A 16,510-nucleotide genomic window follows, 5' to 3' on the forward strand; every position below is an offset into this window, starting at 1 on the left:
ACACGGGTTGAGGGTGCGGCGAGGAGATGGGGGATGGCGGCGGCCAGTCTCGCTGATTTTCAGGGATTGGCGGGGTTGGGTGTGAAAGCGCAGCCCTTTCACCGCACATCCCGGCGAAGGCCATGGAGGGCGGGGTTGCGCCCTCTGCCGCTGGCCGCGCGCCTTACAGTCTGGATCCCGGCCTTCGCCGGGATGAGCGGGGGTGGGAGGCGAGAACCTCACATGAGGATCAGGGACGCGGAGGGCTTTCCCTTCCCGCCGTCCCGGTCCACCCTGACAGCGAAGCTCAAGGGGGCCATGCCATGACCGACCCGTTCCACGACCAGACCGGCCGCGCCTCGCTCGGCGGCGCGCGAGGGTTGGCCGCTGTTCGCCTCGGCATCGGGTTGGTGCAGGGCCTGCTGCTCTACGCCCTGTATCGCAGCGGCGCGTTGCATGACGCCCTGACCTGGCCCGCGACGCACCCGCCGCTGTTCGGCGCCCTGGTTCTTGCCGTCGCCTTCACCCCCGTCATGCTGCTGGCGGGCGTCGGACGTCTGTCGGTCAAGGCGCTGGCGATCTGGGGCGCGGTCGCCGCCGTCGTGCTGGCCATGCTGGGCTGGCATGACGCCGCGCAACAGGTCCGCGACTACTTCTACCCGCCCTATCTGCGTTTTCCCGTTTTCGCCTTCGCGGCGACCGCCCTGTTCATCGCCCATCACCTGATCGTTCCGGCGGTGGCGGCGCGTCGCTGGATCGCCGACTTCGACGACTATTTCGACACGGCGTGGAAGGCGGGCGTGCAACTGGTCCTGTCGCTGGGCTTCACCGGGGCCTTCTGGCTGCTGCTCTTCCTTGGCTCGGCCCTGTTCCAGGTCATCGGCCTTGAGTTCCTGTCTGACCTGATCGGGCAGGAATGGTTCTCCATACCCGTCACCTGTCTGGTCTTCGCCACGGCGGTGCAACTGACCGACGTGCGGGCTGGCCTGATCCGGGGCGTGCGGACCGTGGCCCTGATGCTGCTGTCCTGGCTGCTGCTGGTCATCACGGTGCTGGTGGCGGGCTTCCTGATCGCCCTGCCCTTCACCGGGCTGGACGGGCTGTGGAAGACGGGCAGCGCCACGGCCCTGGTTCTGTCGGCGGCCGCCGCCCTGATCATCCTGATCAACACCGCCTATCAGGACGGGCGCGAGGACAACCTGCCGCCGGTGGTGCTGCGGGTCGCCGTACGGGTCGCCGCGGTCCTGCTGACGCCGCTGATCCTGATCGCTGTCTGGGGCCTGTCCTTGCGCATCGGCCAGCACGGCCTGACGCCGGATCGGATCATCGCCTCGGCCTGCGCCCTGGTCGGGGTCGTCTATGCGGCGGGCTATGGCTGGGCGGCGCTGTCGCCCTTCTGGCGCAAGACCGCCTGGATGAAACCGCTGGAGCGGACCAATGTCGCCGCCGCCGTCCTGACCGTCGGGGTCATCCTGGCTCTGTTCAGCCCCCTGCTGGACCCCGCCCGCCTGTCGGTCGGCGATCAGATCGCGCGACTGAAGCGCGGCGCGGTGACCGCTGCCGAGTTCGATTACGGCTTCCTGAAATGGGATGCGGGCCGAACCGGCCAGCGCGCGCTCGCGGAGCTGGCTCGGTCCAGCAACGCCGATATCGCCGCCCGCGCCAAGCGGGCTCAGGCGTCCGCGTCACGCTACGACGACGATCAGGTCACCCCGCCGAGCCAACCCCGGATCACCGTCTGGCCCAAGGGCGCCGTCCTGCCTGAAGGTTTCGACGCCCCTGTGTCCAGCGGCGACCCGCGCTTCGCCTGCAGCGGGACCGAGGAGTGCGTGGCGGTGCTGCGCGACATGAACGGCGACGGGCGCGACGAAATCCTGCTGGCCACGCGGTTCCAGATCACCCTGTTCGCGCTCAGCGCCGAGGGCTGGCGGCCTGAGGCGGATTACCGGGCCAATGTGTGCGCCGGGCCCAAAAACGCCGACCATCGCGAACTCATCAAATCGCCGGATATGGCGCCGGTCGCCGCGCCCTGGCCGGACCTGAGGCTGGGCGAGACCACGGCGTCCCGCCAGATCCGTATCGACTGCCGCCCGCCGGTCGCCGTTAACCCCTGACTCAGTTCTCCGAAACCCCATCTTCACCCCCTTTGGTCTAGGATCAGCTGGAAATGAGCCGATCCCGAGCAACGAGGACGGCCGTTACGGTGATGTTTTAGGGTGTGTATCCAATGGCCAAGACCGTCCTGGTCGTCGACGATGATCCCACGCAGCGCCGCCTGATCCAGGCGGTGCTCGACCGCGAAGGCTATGCCGTCGTTCACGCCGAGAGCGGGGGCGAGGCGATCGACCGCCTGACCAAGGCCGGGGGCGCCGACGTGGTGCTGCTGGACCTGGTCATGCCGGGCCTGTCGGGTCTGGAGACGCTGGCGGAGATCCGCACGGCGGGCGTGCCGGTGCCGGTCATCGTCCTGACGGCCAACGGCGGCATCGAGACCGTGGTCAAGGCCATGCAGGCCGGGGCCCAGGACTTCTTCGTCAAGCCAGTGGGCCCGGAACGGCTGCTGATCGGCGTGCGCAACGCCCTGCAGCTGACCCAGTTGTCGGCGGAGATCGGCCGCCTGAAGAAGCACGTCTCGGGCCGCACCTCGTTCGACGACATCGTCGGCGACAGCCCGCCGATGCGCATGGTCAAGGCCCTGGGCGTGCGCGCCGCCAAGTCCGGCATCCCGGTGCTGATCACCGGCGAAAGCGGCGTGGGTAAAGAGGTTATCGCCCGCGCCCTGCACGGCGCCTCGGACCGGTCCGGCAAGCCCTTCGTAGCGGTCAACTGCGGCGCCCTGCCCGCCAATCTGGTCGAGTCCATCCTGTTCGGTCACGAGAAGGGCAGCTTCACCGGCGCGACCGACAAGCACGCCGGCAAGTTCATGGAGGCCAACGGCGGCACCCTGTTCCTGGACGAGATCGGCGAGTTGCCGCTGGACATGCAGGTCAAGCTGCTGCGCGCCCTGCAGGAGGGCGAGATCGACCCGGTCGGATCGAAGCGCGCGGTCAAGGTCGACGTCCGCATCGTCTCGGCCACCAATCGCGACCCGGCCCAGCAGGTCAAGGAAGGCGCCTTCCGCGAGGACCTGTTCTATCGCCTGAACGTCTTCCCGATCGAGGCCCCGGCCCTGCGCGAACGGCGCGAGGACATCCCGGCCCTGGTCGAGCACTTCATCGCCCGCTTCAACGTGGAAGAAGGCAAGCGCGTCGCCGGTTGCGCCGTCGAGACCATGGCCCTGTTGCAGGGTTTCGACTGGCCCGGCAACGTGCGCCAGCTGGAAAACTCGATCTATCGCGCCCTGGTTCTGGCGGACTCGCCGCTGTTGCAGCCGCACGACTTCCCGGCCATCTCGGGCATAGCCATGCCGCTGACCTCGGGCGTCGCCATCTCGCACGATCGCGCCGAGACGCCGGTCAATGACGCGGGGGTCGAGGCCCTGCCTGACAGTCCGGTCCGCATCATCGATGCCCGTGGCCACCTGCGCACACTGGAAGAGATCGAACGGGACCTGATCCAGCACGCCATCGAGGTCTATTCCGGCCACATGAGCGAGATCGCCCGCCGTCTCGGCATCGGCCGCTCGACCCTGTACCGCAAGGTCCGCGAACAGGGGCTGGAAGAGCAGTTGAAGGAAGCGGGCTGAGGAAGCCTCAGCCCGGCTCCGGCCCATAGCGGTTGGGGCCGGACGCGCCCTTCAGGCACAGCAACACGATCAGCCCGATCAGGCTGGCGAGATAGAGCATGTTGTTGGCGAGCAGCAGCAGGAAGGGCGCAACGGCGACTTCCTCGGACTGCGTCATCTGCTCCATGACCGTCGGAAACAGGATCGAGGCGATCGCCGCGAACAGCAGCGGCGGCAGACCCCACCAGCCGGCGCGCCCCGTGTCATGCAGCCGCCGGGTCACCGCCGCCGCCAGCAGGACCCCAGCGACGACGAACACCGTCCGCACCGCCCAGAACAGCCCGCTCATGTCCGGCATCAATTGAGCCTCAGGGTCATGGATCTGAACCGAATAATGACCCGGCCCGGCGGTCACGGTCACCTGCTCAGGGTTCTCGGCGGCGTAGCGCGCGGCCTCCTCGAAGACGCCGGACATCGTCGGGATCATGGCCGCCGCCATGCCGACATAGAGCAAGACCGCCACGACCAGGGCGTAGGGCCAGAAGCGCCCTCGCCGATCCCGTCCGCGGAAATCCGCCAAACGCCTGAAACCGCCCCATACCGCCGACATTCCCGCCCCCGCAGAATCACATTCGCGACACAGGGTTACGTCGGACGTCGTCCCGGGTCATCCGCGAAGATGTGCTAGTCTGCGGTCATGAGCGATCACACCGACGACCCCTCCCCCGCGCCGGCTGAAGCCGCGCCGATGGAAACCCCGATCCAGCGCGCCCTGCGTGAGAAGCAGGAAGCCATCGCCGCCCGCCCCAAACCCCCGCGCGGCGGCCGCTTCCAGCGAGAACAGGCCGCCCGCGTCAAAAGCGGCGCCGTGCGGCCGTGGAGCAGCAAGGGCTGAGCGGAAAGCGGAAGGACTGAATGTCCGCAATGGGTGGGAAGCGGACCTAGGGCTTCTCCCCACCGCCAGAATCGGAAGCCCGCTCAAGTCGGTTCTTGGCAGCCTGCTTTTCGATCCGGGTCATGTGCCAATCCATCGTCGTCAGCGGTCGCATGATGTGTCCCCGGCGAGTCAGCCATGTTGAGGCTTTCCAAGCGGCGACTACCAACGCCACCAACGCTAGGGCGGCCACGATCAGTTCGACGACTGTGCGCTCGGTCATGGCAACATGATCTCAGTCAACAGCAACAAATTCCAGCTGAATAAATGTCTGAACCGGGTCGAAGATCGAAGTTCGGTTAAGGGTGGGAAGAGGACCTTAGCCTAGTCGCGCTAGTGGGACGACGAGGCGAGCTTGAAGCCCGTCAGCCAGCCATTCCCGCTCGATTGAGCCATTCAACTGACCGCGGACTGTTCGGTTCATGAGCATGGTCCCGAACCCTTGGGCAGGCTCAGCATCGGGTGCAGTCCCGCCTCCCGTTTCGAGCCAGTCAATCGTCAAGTCGTCGGTGTCTCGCCGAAGGATGATCCGCAGGCGCCCTGCCTCGGTTTTGATTGCGCCATACTTCACGGCGTTGGTCGTCAACTCGTTTAGAACCAAGGACAAGGAAGTGATCGCGTCGGTCCCCAGATCAACGTCATCGCCGCTGACGACTATATCTGAGCCGCTGTCACGATAAGGGGCGAACAAAGCCTCGATCAGACCCCTCACCGTTCTTGGCGCCTCATCCAAATCCACGCTGCCCATAGGGTTGATGAACGTGATGGCGCGGCCCAATCCATTCAGGCGTTCGCGCAAAGTCACCACGAAGGGTTGGGCTTCTGGCTGGGAGCGGGCCGACAGGCTGATCAGACTGTCGATGACCGCGAATAGGTTCTTCATCCGGTGGGACAGTTCGCGCGACACCAGAGCGGACTCGCGGCGATCGTGTTCGCGCTGACTCACGTCGTGCGAAATTGACTGCAACGCCACGATCTCTCCCGCATCATTCCGGATCGGCGTGACGCACACTTCCCACGATTTCATTTGGCCTTTGGCGGTCGGACAGTCAGCGCTGAACCGTGCGACCTTCCCGCCCTTCGCGAGCGTGATTGACCTTTCGACCAGATCGCGACTCTCGGCAGGCCACAACGACGACCACGATTGACCAGCGAATGTTTCGAAGTCGTCGATCTCCATCAAGCACAGCCCGTCGAAATCCATTTGGACCAGCTTGCCATCGAGACTGATCGTCTTGAGGCAGTCGCGGATAAGGACGTCTGTTTCGTTGCTATCGGTCATCACGGAGCTGAGCTGAGAGCGGGCTAAGGCTGCAGGTTGGTTCTGGCGATCATTGATCGCCCGCTCCATAACCGCCACCGTAACCAACTCCCGCCCGGATTTTCAAGCGCGTCCTAATGTCCGCAACGGGTCGAAAGCGGTCATCGCCAAACACCCCATTAGCCGTCACCCCGGACGGCCCGGAGGGGTGATCCGGGGCCTAGGCGCTAATCCATTGGCAGGGACGGAGAAGCAAGAGCCGTCTGGGTTCCGGGTTCGCTGCGCGCCCCGGAATGACGGCGGGGGACAGCGGAAGCGCGCCCTATTCCTGCGCCTTCTTCGGCTTCTTCATCCAGGGGCGGGTTTCTTCGCCGTTGGCCTTGGCGGTGATTTCCTTGAGCTTGCGGGTCTGCATGGTCGAGAAGGCCTGACCCGGCGCGCCCTTTTCGGGATCGGCGAAGGCGCGGCCGTGGGTCTCGATTCGCTCGCCCACCGAATCGAGGAACTCGCCCTCCCATTCGGACAGCGAAACGCCCGCCTTCTCTGCCGAGCGGCGGGCGCGTTTCAGGGCGTTCAGGGCCGCGCGTTTAGCGGCCTCTTTCTGCTGCTTCCAAGGAGACAGGGAAGGTTTGGATTTTAGGGCGCTACCACCCTTCGGGCTGCTTGAGCGCGAGAGCCCGCTGCTGCGAAGCTTGGATGCGTCGCCGCCCTTCAGGCTGCTGGAGCGTGAAGGGCGGTCGCTGGGGGGCTTGAAGGGCGTGCGCTTCAGGCCCGCCTCCCTCAGATCTCGCCGAGGGCCGACAGGTAGAGGTCCAGGATCGCTTCTTCTTCCTGACGCTTGGCCTTGTCCTGCTTGCGCAGGCGCAGGACCTTGCGCAGGACCTTGACGTCATAGCCCTCGCCCTTGGCCTCGGCGAAGACCTCCTTCATGTCGACCATGACGGCCTGCTTGTCCTCTTCGAGGCGCTCCAGGCGTTCAATGATCGAGCGCAGACGGCCCTGGGCCGTGGCGGTCAGGACGTCCGAGGCGGCGTCAAAGGCGGGGGCGTCATCGGCCATGAGGAAAGCTCCGAAACTTGAATTGGCCGGCGGGCGACCGTGACCCCACTCTCAAGCAGACCGGGGGCCGACAGGGCAAGAAGGGAATCGTCGGAACGGGTCTCAGAGGCGAATCGCGTCTGATGCCGAGCGCGACGTCGGACACGAAAAAGGCCGCGGACAGAGCCCGCAGCCTTTTGAATATCGTAACCGCGGCGCCGTCGCAGGCGCCGACGCGGTTCTTAGCCTTGCTTGGCCTTGAAGCGCGGATCGGTCTTGTTGATCACATAGACCACGCCCTTGCGGCGAACGATCTTGCAGTCGCGGTGGCGACCCTTGAGCGACTTAAGCGAGCTGCGGACCTTCATGGTCGGACGTCCCGAAGATTGGAGGCCCGTGAGGGCGGTCAAAAACAAATGCGCGGAGAGCCTGCGGACAGGACCTTGCGGCGGAGCGGTGCGTATAGAGAGGCCCTCGCCTTTCGTCAACATTCCGCGAGGGGATTCCGCTGGAGGCCTGGCCTCCGAGTTGAACGGAGGGTCTCCGGACATGCACGTCCGGCGCGTCGCCCCTCCGCCACCAGGCCGTGTCCAAGGGAGCGTGTTTTGTACAACCCCGCTCTTAACCGCGCCTTTCGGCGAAAGGTTAACGCCGCCTTCACCCTTATCACGGAAACCGACACTGGCTTCGCGCGCTTGTGATTGGTCGTTGAATTCGGGGGCGTTAGCCTGTGGTCATGCGTTTCGCTTATCGTCTGCTTCTTCTCGGCTCCGTCGCGGCCTGCGCGCCCATGGTTCCGATGCCGCCACAGCCCCAGCCGGTCCCGCCGTCGGTGGTCGAGCCCGCGCCGGCCACTCCGGCCCCGACGGCGCCGCCCGCCTCGACCGATCTGTCGGACGCCTATGATCAGGCGAGCTTCGACGCCTGGAAGCAGAGCTTCCTCGATCGCCTCGGCGGCGCGCGGAAGTGGGAATATTCGCGCGAGTTGAACGGCGTCACGCCGAACGCCAGCGTCATCCGCCTGGACCGCAACCAGCCTGAGTTCTCGCGCCCGGCCGGCGCCTACATCCAGAGCGCGACCGCCCCCGCCCGAATCGCCATGGCGCGCCAGCGTGTTGACCGCGTGCCGTGGGAGGTGACCCAGAAGTTCGGCGTGCCGACCGAGATTCTGCTGGGTGTCTGGGCCCAGGAAAGCGCCTTTGGCCAGGTGCAGGGCGATTTCGACGTCATCCGCTCCCTGGCGACGCTGGCCTATGACGGCCGCCGCCGCGCCTGGGCCGAGGACCAACTGAAGAACGCCCTCGACATCGTGGTGGACGGCAAGCGCGCCCGCAGCGGCCTGAAAGGCAGTTGGGCCGGCGCCATGGGCCAGACCCAGTTCATGCCCGACAGCTATCTGAAGCTGGGCGTGGACCAGAACGGCGACGGCCAGGTCGACATCTGGGGATCAGACGCCGACGCCCTGGCCTCGGCCGCCAACCTGCTGGCCCAGGCCGGCTGGAAACGCGGTCAGGGCTGGGCCTATGAAGTCATCCTGCCGGCCAACTTCGACTACAGCGAAGCCGAGGGTCCCAAGCACAACTGGGCCTTCTGGGCCGCGCGCGGCGTGCGTCTGGCCAATGGCTCGGCGCCGAACAGCGCGGAAGCCGCCGAGGGCGCGACCATCCTGCTGCCGCAGGGCGCCAAGGGGCCGGCCTTCCTGGCCCTGCCCAACCACTATGTGATCCGCCGCTACAACAACTCGGTCAGCTACGCCCTGGCCATCGGCCTGATCGCCGACGGCGTCGCGGGCAAGCCCGCCTTGACCGCCGCCTGGCCGAACGACGGCCCCCTGACCCGCGAACAGCGCGTCGGCGCCCAGACAGCCCTGACCCGCATGGGCTTCGACACCCAGGGCGTCGACGGGGTGATCGGCTCCAACACCCGCGCGGCCTTGCGTCGCTGGCAGCAGGCCAACGGACGGACGGCCGACGGCTATCTGACCGACGTGCTGGCGGATGAGCTGATCAGACGGGCGCGGTAGGACGTCCCTTCTCCCCTTGCCGGAGAAGGTGGCAGGCGGAGCCTGACGGATGAGGGGTGCGAACACCTCCCATCCGATCAAGACCGCCACGTCTGATCCACGACATTTAAACGTCGCGCCGACACCCCTCATCCGGCCCTGACGGGCCACCTTCTCCCTCAAGGGGAGAAGGATCCTGGATCAGCCCTTCACCCGCCAGGTGGCGCCTTGCGGGCCGTCCATGACGACGACGTTCAGCGCGTTCAGGCGGTCACGGATGCGGTCGGCCTCGCCCCAGTTCTTGTCGGCGCGGGCGGCGGCGCGTTGCTCCAGCAGGGCCTCGACCTCGGCCTTGAGGGCGGGATCGCCGCCTTCGAACCAGGCGTCAGGCGTCAGGGTCAGCACGCCCATCAGGCCCGCCGCCTCGACCAGGCTCCAGCGCGCCATGGCCACGTCGTTGATATCGGCCTCGGCGTCGTTCAGCAGGTCGCGCAGGGCGTTGCCCAGCCCGAACAACTGGGCGATGGCTCCCGGCGTGTTGAGGTCGTCCTCTAGCGCGTCCAGCACCGGGTCCAGCGCGTTCTCGGCCAGCTCCATCTCGGCCTCTTCCAGCATCGCCTCGTCGAAGTCGACCAGGGCGGCGTCGGCGTCGCGCAGGACTCCATAGAGGCGGTCAAGGTTCTTGCGGCTCTGATCCAGCAGGGCCTGGTTCCAGTCCAGCGGCTGACGATAGTGGGCGCTCAGCAGGGCCCAGCGCACCACCTCGCCCGGCATGGCCTTCACCAGATCATGCAGCAGCAGGACGTTGCCGATCGACTTGGACATCTTCTCGGCGTCCACGGTCAGGAAGCCGTTGTGCATCCAGTAGCGGGCGTATTCGTCGTGGGCCTGATCGCCATGGGCGTGACCGTGGGCGCAGACGCCCTGGGCGATCTCGTTCTCGTGGTGCGGGAAGACCAGGTCGATGCCGCCCCCGTGGATGTCGATGGGCAGGCCGAGCGTCTTCTCGATCATGGCCGAGCACTCGATATGCCAGCCGGGGCGCCCTTCGCCCCAGGGGGACGGCCAGGACGGCTCGTCCGCCTTGGACGGCTTCCACAGGACGAAGTCGTGAGCGTTCTTCTTGTAGGGGGCGACCTCGACGCGGGCGCCGGCGATCATGTCGTCCAGATTGCGGCCCGACAGCGCGCCGTAAGACGGATAGCTGGAGACATCGAACAGGACGTGGCCCTCGGCGGCGTAGGCGTTGCCGGCGTCGATGATGGCCTGGATCTGGGCCGTGATGGCGTCGATGTAGTCGGTGACATGGGGGGCGATGTCCGGCGGGCTGACGTTCAGCAGCCCCATGTCGGCCAGATAGGCGGCCTCGTAGCGGGCCGTGATCTCGCCGATGGCCACGCCCTCCTTGGCGGCCCTGGCGTTGATCTTGTCGTCCACGTCGGTGACGTTGCGGGCGTAGACGACCTTGTCCGGCCCATAGGTCCGGCGGAGCAGGCGCACCAGGACGTCGAACACCACCGGCGGGCGCGCATTGCCGATATGGGCGTAGTCATAGACGGTCGGGCCGCAGACATAGAGCGTCACCCGGTTCGGATCGCGCGGCGTGAAGGCGCGCTTTTCACGGCGAAGGGTGTCGTGGATATGCAACGGCATGAGGGTCGGTCTTTGCGAGTTTTCTTGCGGGACGGACGACGTGTCCCATATAGCGGCCTGATTACACATCCTGCGCCCATTGGTAAAAGGTAAGCCGCAGCGGACCCTCCCCCGCCGCCGTTGGACAGATTCATGAGCACCACGCCCGCCAAGCCCGTTCTCGTCGCCAACGAGGAAGCTCCCCAGCGCCCCAGCCGCGAGCAGGCGCTGGACGCCGTGCGCACCCTGATCGCCTGGGCTGGCGACGATCCCGCGCGGCCGGGCCTGATCGACACGCCCAAGCGGGTGGTCGACGCCTATTCGGAATGGTTCGACGGCTATGACGCCGACGCGGGCAAGGAGCTGTCGCGCACCTTCGAGGACGTGACCGGCTATGACGACATGGTCATCCTGCGCGACATAGAGATCGAGAGCCACTGCGAGCACCACATGGCCCCCTTCCTGGGCAAGGCCTATGTCGCCTATCTGCCGGGCGAGAAGGTGGTGGGCATCTCCAAGCTGGCGCGCGTGGTCGAGATCTTCGCCCGTCGCCTGCAGAACCAGGAGACGCTGACCAACGACATCATCGAGGCCATCGAATCGCACCTGCAGCCGCGCGGCGTGGCTGTCCTGGTCGATGCGGCGCACCAGTGCATGACCACGCGCGGGGTGCACCACCGCCATGTCACCACCATCACCACCCGCTTCACCGGCGCCTTCAAGACCGATCAAGCCCTGGCCGACCGCTTCCTGAAGCTGGCCAAAGGCTGAGACTCAAGGGGTTTGATCCGGTCGTTTCGCAGGTGCGAGACGGCCGATTATGCAATCTTATTGCCGCCTGACGCGAATTCGTCATGCAAGACGGCTTTACAAGCCCGGCGCGGGACGCCAAGACACGATCCATACCTTTGAGTGCTGCTCGCCGAAGAATGCGGGCCATGATGGAGACGACGGCGTATGGGCTCTAAACTTTCCGGTCCCGCGGGCCAGGGCGGCAAAACGATCGAACAGAACGCGGACATCAACGTCACGCCGTTCGTCGACATCATGCTGGTGCTGCTGATCATCTTCATGGTCGCCGCGCCGCTGGCCACCGTGTCGATCAAGCTGGACCTGCCGCCTGCAACCCCGCCGGCGCCGACCGACAAGCCCAAGGAACCCGTGTACATCACGATCCAGGAATCGGGCAGCATCTACATCGCCGAGCAGGAAACCTCGGTCGCCACCCTGCCGGCCGACGTCTGCGCCGCTCAGGCCGTGGCCACGGATTGCCGCGAAGAGCGCGTCTTCGTCCGCGCCCAGCCGGAAGTGAAGTACAACCAGTTCATGGAAGTCATGAACAAGCTGCAGGAAAACGGCTTCTACAAGGTCGGCCTGCTGAACGAAGACATCGAGTAGGACTTCCGTCCGCTCACCTGAATCAGGGCCGTTCCTCCGGGAGCGGCCCTTTTTCTTTGTCCCAACGCCATCGCGTGCTTGCTCCCCGCGCCGGGGCGGTCATTGATACGGCCGTCAGTTCACGGGGGAGTTTCACCATGCGTCGCCGCACCTTCCTGTCCACCCTGCCCGCCGGCGCTCTGCTGGCCGGTTCGGCCGCCGCCCAGACGGGGCAGCCCCCCCGGCGAGAACAGGTGCAGCCCGCGGCCCCCGCCCCGCGCCCAGCCGATCCCTATGCCGGCGTCGGCATCGGCGACCGCGTGACCGGGCCGAAGTTCGTCGGCCGTTCGACGGTCTGGGGCGCCAATGGAGCCGCCGCCACAGCCCACCCCGCCGCCACCCTGATCGGCCTGGACACCCTGAGGCGCGGCGGCTCGGCCATCGACGCCGCCATCGCCATCAACGCCGCGCTTGGCTTCCTGGAGCCGACCGCCAACGGCATCGGCGGCGACGCCTTCTGCCTGATGTGGGATCCGGCCCAGAAGAAGGTCGTCGGCTTCAACGGTTCCGGAAACAGCCCCCGCGGTCTGTCGCTGGCGACCGCCCGGTCCAAGGCCGTGGACGGCTACCTGCCCAAGTACGGCGCTGTGACCGTCAACGTGCCCGGCACGGTCGACGCCTGGTGGAGCGCGCACCAGCGCTACGGCAAGCTGCCGTGGAAAGACGTTCTGATCCCCGTCGCCGAACTGTGCGAACAGGGCGTGCCGGTGCCCGAGGTCATCGCCTGGTACCTGGAACGCAACATGGCCGGTTTCGACCGGGGGGCGTCCCTGATCGAAGAGAACGACAACCGCAAGAAGGTCTATACGCCGAACGGCCGCACGCCGAAGACGGGTGAGGTCTTCGCCAACCCCGACCTGGGCCGCACCTATCGGATGATCGCCGAAGGCGGGCGCGACGTCTTCTACGACGGCGCCATCGCCGACCACATCGAGCGCTATTTCAAGCGCATCGGCGGCTGGATGACCCGCGCCGACCTGGCCGCCCACCGCACTGAATGGGTCGAGCCTCTGATGACCACCTATCGCGGGGTCGAGGTCTATTCGCTGGGGCCGAACACCCAAGGGCTGTCGACCAACCAGATCCTGAACATCTGCGAACAGTTCGACCTGAAGGCCATGGGCTTCCAGTCCGCCGCCTCGATCCACGTCCAGGCCGAGGCCAAGCGCCTGGCGTTCGAGGATCGCGCCCGCTACTTCGCCGACGAGCGCTTCAGCAAGGCCCCGACCGCCTGGCTGAACTCCAAGGAATACGCCGCCGAGCGGGCGAAGCTGATCAACCCGAACCGCGTCATGGACCGCGTCTTCCCCGGCGACGCCCCGACCCAGGGCGACACCACCTACTTCAGCGTGGCCGACAAGGACGGGATGATGGTCAGTTGGATCCAGTCCAACTATCGCGGCATGGGCTCCGGCCTGACGCCGGATGGTCCCGAGGGCGGCACCCTGGGCTTCATGTTCCAGGACCGGGGCGAGCTGTTCGCCCTGACCGACGGCCACCCCAACATCTATGCGCCGGGCAAGAGGCCCTTCCACACCATCATCCCCGGCTTCGCCTGCAAGGACGGCGAGCCCTGGCTGGCCTACGGCGTCATGGGCGGCGGGATGCAGCCGCAGGGCCAGGCCCAGATCATCATCAACATGGTCGACTACGGCCTGGACCCGCAGCAGGCCGGCGACAGCCCGCGCTGGCAGCACTACGGCTCGTCCGAGCCGACCGGCCAGCCCGCCGAGGGCGTCGGCAAGCTGCATCTGGAATCGGGCGTCCCCGAAGCGACCAAGCAGCAACTGACCGCCATGGGGTGGGACCTCGGCCAGCCCGACGGCGGCTTCGGCGGCTATCAGAACGTGATGAAGCAGATCAACGAGCAGGGCCGCTGGACCTATGGCGCGGCGACCGAGATGCGCAAGGACGGCAACGCCCTGGCCTATTGAGGAAATCCTCATGATCACCGCACTCGCCGCCGCCGGGCTGTTGGCGCTGGACTGGTCCGACGGCTGCCGGCCCGTGGCGGGGGCCGAGGCCCTGTGGCGCGACGACGTCCGCTATGTCTTCGTCGGCGAGACCCACGGCACGACCGAGGCCCCCGCCGCCTTCGCCGATCTGGTGTGCGCGGCGCTGGAAGAAGGCCCGGTCGTCGTCTCGCTGGAGTATTCCGTCGCGCTGCAACCGACGCTGGACGCCTTCATGGAGGCGGACAGCGACGCCGAGGCCCGCGCGATCCTCGCCGCCTATCCCCATGGCCCCTTCGTCCATCACGACGGGCGAGGCAGCGAGGCCATGCTGGATCTGTTGCTGAGGCTGCGCGCCATGCTGCGTGAAGCGGCCGACATGACCGTGGTCGCCTCCGTGCCGGACAGTCCCCGCGTCGATGGCTTCCGCCAATCCTATGCGGAAATGGATCGCGCTGTTCTGTGGAGCCGTCAGGCCATGGCCCAGCCGCAGGCCCGCGTCCTGGCGCTGGTCGGGCGGGTCCACGCCGAGAAGATCCGGCGCGTCGGTTCGCCGCTTGGCCTGCCGGCCGCCGCCCATATTCGGCCCGAGGAAACCCTGTCCCTGACCCTTGCCCATCAGGGCGGGCAGGCCTGGATCTGCCTGGACGAATGCGGCGCGGCGCCGATCCCTGAGACTGATGACCCGATGGTGCGCGGCGTCGTCCTGGCGCCCCAGCAGAACGGCAAGTTCGACGGGCTGCTGGCGCTCGGCCAGGTCACGGCGTCGCCGCCGGTGAAGCCTTGACCTGACGCCGGGTCAATCGGCTAGAGTTCGTTTCCAAACAGGACGGACTCGATGACCGAACTCGTGACCCGCGACTTCATGGCTCCGGCCGCTGACGGCTATCCGCTGTCGATGCGGCTGGTCTCGGCGGCAGAGCCGCGCATCGCCGTGCTGGTCTCGTCGGGGACCGGCTTTCCCAAGGGCTTCTACGAGCGGTTCGCGCGGTATCTGGCGAGCCAGGGCGCGGCCGTGCTGACCTATGATTTTCGCGGCATCGCCGGGTCGCGGCCCGACGATCTGAAGGCCATGGCGATGGACTATCCCGACTGGGGCCGGCTGGATATGCCCGCCGCCCTGGACGCCCTGATCGAAGCTGCGCCCGGCCTGCGCGTCGTCCATGTCGGTCACAGCGTCGGCGGGCATTTCCTTGGCTTCATGGCCAATCACGACCGGATCGACCGCCACGCCTTCGTCTCGGTCGGCACTGGCTGGTGGGGCGGACACCACCGATCCTACAACCCGATGGAGCTCTTCTTCTGGCTGAGCTTCGGCCCGTTCAGCCTGATGCGGCACGGCTATATCAAGGGCGGCGGGCTGTGGGGCGGGACCGACCTGCCGCGAGGGGTCTTCACCACCTGGCGGCGCTGGTGCCTGAAGCGGGAATATTTCTCGCGCGAGCTGGAAACGACGCTGCGGCCGCATCACTACGAGGCCGTGACCGCGCCGATCCGGTCCTGGATCTTCACCGACGATCCCATCGCCACGCCACACACCGCGCGCGACCTGCTGAGCGTCTATCCCCGCGCGCCGTCCGAGATCAGCGTCCACGCCCCATCCGATTTCGGCGCGCGGCGCATCGGTCACGAGGGCGCCTTCCGCAAAGGCATGGAGCCGCTGTGGGCGCGGATTTTCCGCTGGCTGGACAATGGCGACGCCTGATCGGGCGCCTATATCGAGCGCTCCCTGACCCTGCGGAGCCTCCCCATGCCCTATTCTGACCAACCGACCCTGACGGCCTCTGGCGTGGAGATTCCGCTGCTGGGCTTCGGCACCTGGCAGTTGGAGGGCGACGACGCGCGACGCATGGTGCGCGAGGCCTTGCGTATCGGCTATCGCCACATCGACACGGCCTGGATCTACAAGAACGAGAAGGCGGTGGGCGACGGCATCGCCGACGCCGTGGCCGAAGGGATCGTGGCGCGCGACGACATCTTCGTCACCACCAAGATCTGGGTCGAGCACTTTCATCGCGACGCCCTGCTGCGTCAGGCCGAAGAGTCCGCGATCAGCCTGGGCCTGACGCCGGACCTGCTGCTGCTGCACTGGCCCAAGCCGACGCCGGCGCTGGCGGAGACCATTGGCGCCCTGAACGAGGCGCAGGCGCAGGGCTTCACCAAACACATCGGCCTGTCGAACTTCCCCTCGGCCCCGTTCCGAGAGGCGGCGAGCCTGTCGAAGGCGCCGCTGGTGACCAATCAGGTCGAGTACCATCCCTATCTCTCGCAGAAGACCCTGATCGCGACGGCGCGCGAGCTGGGCTCGTCCATCACAGCCTGGTCGCCCCTGGCCCAGGGCAAGATCGCCGACGACGCCGTGATCGGCGACATCGCCAAGGACCACGGCAAGACCAACGGCCAGGTGACGCTGCGCTGGTTCATCCAGCAGGGCGTGATCGCCATCCCCCGCACCACCAAGGTCGAACGGGCCCGTGAAAGCTTCGACATCTTCGACTTCGAGCTGTCGGCGGACGAGATGGCCCGTATCCACGCCCTGGCTCGCCCAGACGGGCGTCTGGGCGACTGGCTGGACGAGGCCTTCCAATGGGATCAGGATGCCTGACCTAAC

General features: G+C 66.7%; 17 protein-coding genes. 10 read left to right on the top strand and 7 right to left on the bottom strand.

Annotation, left to right across the window (positions count from 1 at the left end):
• Nucleotides 1–302: 302 nt before the first annotated feature.
• Nucleotides 303–2,093, top strand: coding sequence for a DUF4153 domain-containing protein (locus tag B4A39_RS11150; RefSeq protein WP_292036575.1), 1,791 nt, complete (start codon nucleotides 303–305; stop codon nucleotides 2,091–2,093).
• Between the two features lie 113 nt (nucleotides 2,094–2,206).
• The gene (locus B4A39_RS11155; RefSeq protein WP_292036576.1) at nucleotides 2,207–3,664 is read left to right on the top strand and encodes a sigma-54-dependent transcriptional regulator; all 1,458 of its coding nucleotides are present in this window, start codon (nucleotides 2,207–2,209) and stop codon (nucleotides 3,662–3,664) included.
• Between the two features lie 7 nt (nucleotides 3,665–3,671).
• On the opposite strand, the gene B4A39_RS11160 is transcribed toward B4A39_RS11155, so the two are convergent.
• Nucleotides 3,672–4,223, bottom strand: a complete 552-nt coding sequence (locus B4A39_RS11160; RefSeq protein WP_292036578.1) for a DUF805 domain-containing protein — start codon at nucleotides 4,221–4,223, stop codon at nucleotides 3,672–3,674.
• 117 nt (nucleotides 4,224–4,340) lie between these two features.
• Between B4A39_RS11160 and B4A39_RS11165 the strand changes: the two genes are divergently transcribed.
• Nucleotides 4,341–4,538, top strand: a complete 198-nt coding sequence (locus B4A39_RS11165; protein WP_292036579.1) for a hypothetical protein — start codon at nucleotides 4,341–4,343, stop codon at nucleotides 4,536–4,538.
• Between the two features lie 46 nt (nucleotides 4,539–4,584).
• On the opposite strand, the gene B4A39_RS11170 is transcribed toward B4A39_RS11165, so the two are convergent.
• From B4A39_RS11170 to ykgO, 5 genes are all read right to left on the bottom strand, one after another.
• Nucleotides 4,585–4,800, bottom strand: a complete 216-nt coding sequence (locus tag B4A39_RS11170; protein WP_292036580.1) for a hypothetical protein — start codon at nucleotides 4,798–4,800, stop codon at nucleotides 4,585–4,587.
• 96 nt (nucleotides 4,801–4,896) lie between these two features.
• Nucleotides 4,897–5,859, bottom strand: coding sequence for an HWE histidine kinase domain-containing protein (locus tag B4A39_RS11175; RefSeq protein WP_292036581.1), 963 nt, complete (start codon nucleotides 5,857–5,859; stop codon nucleotides 4,897–4,899).
• Between the two features lie 301 nt (nucleotides 5,860–6,160).
• Complete coding sequence (locus B4A39_RS16465; protein ID WP_409449547.1) at nucleotides 6,161–6,331, bottom strand: hypothetical protein; 171 nt, start codon at nucleotides 6,329–6,331, stop codon at nucleotides 6,161–6,163.
• A 287-nt stretch (nucleotides 6,332–6,618) separates the two neighbouring features.
• Nucleotides 6,619–6,897, bottom strand: coding sequence for a DUF2312 domain-containing protein (locus B4A39_RS11185; RefSeq protein WP_105562911.1), 279 nt, complete (start codon nucleotides 6,895–6,897; stop codon nucleotides 6,619–6,621).
• Nucleotides 6,898–7,118: 221 nt separating this feature from the next.
• Entirely contained in the window at nucleotides 7,119–7,244 is a 126-nt protein-coding gene (gene ykgO / locus B4A39_RS11190; protein WP_006274063.1) for a type B 50S ribosomal protein L36, read from the bottom strand.
• 368 nt (nucleotides 7,245–7,612) lie between these two features.
• Between ykgO and B4A39_RS11195 the strand changes: the two genes are divergently transcribed.
• Entirely contained in the window at nucleotides 7,613–8,899 is a 1,287-nt protein-coding gene (locus B4A39_RS11195) for a lytic murein transglycosylase (RefSeq protein ID WP_292036584.1), read from the top strand.
• Between the two features lie 180 nt (nucleotides 8,900–9,079).
• Here the strand turns inward: B4A39_RS11195 and cysS are convergent, their stop codons facing one another.
• The gene (gene cysS, locus B4A39_RS11200) at nucleotides 9,080–10,531 is read right to left on the bottom strand and encodes a cysteine--tRNA ligase (RefSeq protein WP_292036585.1); all 1,452 of its coding nucleotides are present in this window, start codon (nucleotides 10,529–10,531) and stop codon (nucleotides 9,080–9,082) included.
• A gap of 132 nt (nucleotides 10,532–10,663) precedes the next feature.
• On the opposite strand from cysS, the gene folE reads away from it, so the two are divergent.
• From folE to B4A39_RS11230, 6 genes are all read left to right on the top strand, one after another.
• Nucleotides 10,664–11,281, top strand: coding sequence for a GTP cyclohydrolase I FolE (folE, locus tag B4A39_RS11205; protein WP_292036586.1), 618 nt, complete (start codon nucleotides 10,664–10,666; stop codon nucleotides 11,279–11,281).
• A gap of 186 nt (nucleotides 11,282–11,467) precedes the next feature.
• Complete coding sequence (locus B4A39_RS11210) at nucleotides 11,468–11,908, top strand: biopolymer transporter ExbD (protein WP_292036587.1); 441 nt, start codon at nucleotides 11,468–11,470, stop codon at nucleotides 11,906–11,908.
• Between the two features lie 137 nt (nucleotides 11,909–12,045).
• Nucleotides 12,046–13,881 carry a gamma-glutamyltransferase family protein gene (locus B4A39_RS11215; protein ID WP_292036588.1) on the top strand — a complete coding sequence of 612 codons (1,836 nt, stop codon included), beginning with the start codon at nucleotides 12,046–12,048 and terminating at the stop codon, nucleotides 13,879–13,881.
• A 10-nt stretch (nucleotides 13,882–13,891) separates the two neighbouring features.
• On the top strand, nucleotides 13,892–14,686 hold the full coding sequence (locus tag B4A39_RS11220; RefSeq protein WP_292036589.1) for a hypothetical protein: 795 nt from the start codon (nucleotides 13,892–13,894) through the stop codon (nucleotides 14,684–14,686).
• 51 nt (nucleotides 14,687–14,737) lie between these two features.
• Complete coding sequence (locus B4A39_RS11225; RefSeq protein ID WP_292036590.1) at nucleotides 14,738–15,604, top strand: alpha/beta fold hydrolase; 867 nt, start codon at nucleotides 14,738–14,740, stop codon at nucleotides 15,602–15,604.
• Between the two features lie 45 nt (nucleotides 15,605–15,649).
• Nucleotides 15,650–16,504 (top strand): aldo/keto reductase, encoded by an 855-nt coding sequence (locus tag B4A39_RS11230; RefSeq protein ID WP_292036591.1) that lies wholly within the window; start codon nucleotides 15,650–15,652, stop codon nucleotides 16,502–16,504.
• Nucleotides 16,505–16,510 lie beyond the last annotated feature (6 nt).

The organism is Brevundimonas sp. UBA4553, assembly GCF_002387245.1.
Taxonomy (GTDB): Bacteria; Pseudomonadota; Alphaproteobacteria; order Caulobacterales; family Caulobacteraceae; genus Brevundimonas.

Bases quoted from the DNA above. Each gene is read 5' to 3' on its own strand.
- B4A39_RS11165 (WP_292036579.1), top strand. From the start codon at position 4,341: ATGAGCGATCACACCGACGACCCCTCCCCCGCGCCGGCTGAAGCCGCG.
- B4A39_RS11155 (WP_292036576.1), top strand. From the start codon at position 2,207: ATGGCCAAGACCGTCCTGGTCGTCGACGATGATCCCACGCAGCGCCGC.
- B4A39_RS11230 (WP_292036591.1), top strand. From the start codon at position 15,650: ATGCCCTATTCTGACCAACCGACCCTGACGGCCTCTGGCGTGGAGATT.
- B4A39_RS11225 (WP_292036590.1), top strand. From the start codon at position 14,738: ATGACCGAACTCGTGACCCGCGACTTCATGGCTCCGGCCGCTGACGGC.
- B4A39_RS11175 (WP_292036581.1), bottom strand. From the start codon at position 5,859: ATGACCGATAGCAACGAAACAGACGTCCTTATCCGCGACTGCCTCAAG.
- B4A39_RS11150 (WP_292036575.1), top strand. From the start codon at position 303: ATGACCGACCCGTTCCACGACCAGACCGGCCGCGCCTCGCTCGGCGGC.
- B4A39_RS11220 (WP_292036589.1), top strand. From the start codon at position 13,892: ATGATCACCGCACTCGCCGCCGCCGGGCTGTTGGCGCTGGACTGGTCC.
- B4A39_RS11170 (WP_292036580.1), bottom strand. From the start codon at position 4,800: ATGACCGAGCGCACAGTCGTCGAACTGATCGTGGCCGCCCTAGCGTTG.
- folE (WP_292036586.1), top strand. From the start codon at position 10,664: ATGAGCACCACGCCCGCCAAGCCCGTTCTCGTCGCCAACGAGGAAGCT.
- B4A39_RS11195 (WP_292036584.1), top strand. From the start codon at position 7,613: ATGCGTTTCGCTTATCGTCTGCTTCTTCTCGGCTCCGTCGCGGCCTGC.
- ykgO (WP_006274063.1), bottom strand. From the start codon at position 7,244: ATGAAGGTCCGCAGCTCGCTTAAGTCGCTCAAGGGTCGCCACCGCGAC.
- B4A39_RS11185 (WP_105562911.1), bottom strand. From the start codon at position 6,897: ATGGCCGATGACGCCCCCGCCTTTGACGCCGCCTCGGACGTCCTGACC.
- B4A39_RS11210 (WP_292036587.1), top strand. From the start codon at position 11,468: ATGGGCTCTAAACTTTCCGGTCCCGCGGGCCAGGGCGGCAAAACGATC.
- cysS (WP_292036585.1), bottom strand. From the start codon at position 10,531: ATGCCGTTGCATATCCACGACACCCTTCGCCGTGAAAAGCGCGCCTTC.
- B4A39_RS11215 (WP_292036588.1), top strand. From the start codon at position 12,046: ATGCGTCGCCGCACCTTCCTGTCCACCCTGCCCGCCGGCGCTCTGCTG.